Raw genomic sequence first — 1,431 nt, forward strand, 5'->3', positions numbered from 1 at the left:
CACGAAGCGGACCAGGACCGGGTTCTCATCGGGAGCATGGTCAGCACACGCAGGTCGACGGTTGACGAGCTTCGCCGCCAGCACGGCGAAGGGAAGCTGCACATCCTCGGCGAAATGGGTCCGTACTACGAGGGCCTGCGGGCCGACGACCCGGCGGTGAAACCGTTCTTCGATCTGGCGGAGGAACTGGGTATCCCCGCGGCGTACCACCTGTTTCCGGGCGGCGGGCCGGGGAGCCTCTACGCGGGCGGCATGATGTCCCGGATCCGCGCGGCCAACGCGGACCCGATGCAGATCGAGGAAGTGCTGGTGACCCACCCCACCATGAAGATCTACGTCATGCACGCGGGCTGGCCGTACCTGGAAAACATGAAGGCGCTGATGTTTGCGCACCCTCAGCTCCACGTGGGCATTGCCGCCATCAATTGGTTGATCCCCACGGTGGAATTTCACACTTTTCTAAAGGGTCTGGTCGATGCAGGATACGGTAAACGCATCCTTTGGGGCACCGATCAGATGGGCATGCCATCGGTCATGGACGATGCATTCGAGGCCGTTGACGGCGCCTCGTTCCTTACCGCCGAACAGACGGCTGACATCTTCTATTTCAATGCGGCCCGCTTCCTGGGACTTTCCGAAGAGGAGATCGCCGGACATTGGGCAACGAACTAGGCGCAAGCGCAAGGCTCTGTCGCATCCCGTCCGGGCGCCGGCCGCTTACTGCCGGACCGAACCCGAACCGATGAAGGTCTTGCTGATGATTTTCCATCCCGTGCCGTCGTCGATCAGATGAAAATAGTTGGTGAAGCTCATGCCCCCCGGAAACCCCGTCTCCTCGAGCGTCACCGCGGCCACCCGTCCTTCTATCTCCATACTGACAATGCTGGGCCGGTACTCGGCTCCCAAGTCCCGCATCCGCAGGCGTTCCATGCCTTCGATGAACTCCGCGGGCCTCTCCGTGATCAGTTCATCGCCGATGTAGCCGTGCATCACCGCCCTTTCATGGAACACGCTGCGCAGCTTTTCGCCGTCGCCTTCGTACGTTCCCTGCGTGTACAGTTCGATGGCCTCGGCAACGCGCGCCGCCTCCGGGTCCGGCGCCTGCGCGAACGCGGCCGCGCAAGTCAACGACAATGCCATCAAAACGCCCCGCATCCATCTTTCAAACCACGTCACCGTTCACTTCCTCTCACTCAATCTCCTGAATACGTCCCAATGGTAGGGTGGGCAAGCTCAAAACTGAAGCCGGGTGGTGAAGTTCTTCCACTTGGTCTTGTCAAACAAGCGTAACGTGGCAACGATGAAGACAGGAACCGGAATCATGTCCCGTTCGCGAAAAGGCCTGGCCCTGCTCGGACCGGGATTGTTGTTCGCCGCCACGTCCATCGGCGTCTCCCACCTTGTGCAATCGACCCGTGCCGGAGCGACGTA

2 protein-coding genes are annotated in these 1,431 nt (G+C 61.0%); one reads left to right on the top strand and one right to left on the bottom strand.

Annotation, left to right across the window (positions count from 1 at the left end):
• On the top strand, window positions 1-672 hold a 672-nt coding region (locus tag OXG98_10200), incomplete at its 5' end, for an amidohydrolase family protein (protein MCY3772375.1).
• Between the two features lie 45 nt (window positions 673-717).
• Here the strand turns inward: OXG98_10200 and OXG98_10205 are convergent.
• A complete protein-coding gene (locus OXG98_10205; GenBank protein ID MCY3772376.1) occupies window positions 718-1,176 on the bottom strand; it encodes a nuclear transport factor 2 family protein in 459 nt (152 codons plus the stop codon).
• Window positions 1,177-1,431: the final 255 nt, after the last annotated feature.

Source organism: Gemmatimonadota bacterium (assembly GCA_026706345.1).
Taxonomy (GTDB): domain Bacteria; phylum JAAXHH01; class JAAXHH01; order JAAXHH01; family JAAXHH01; genus JAAXHH01.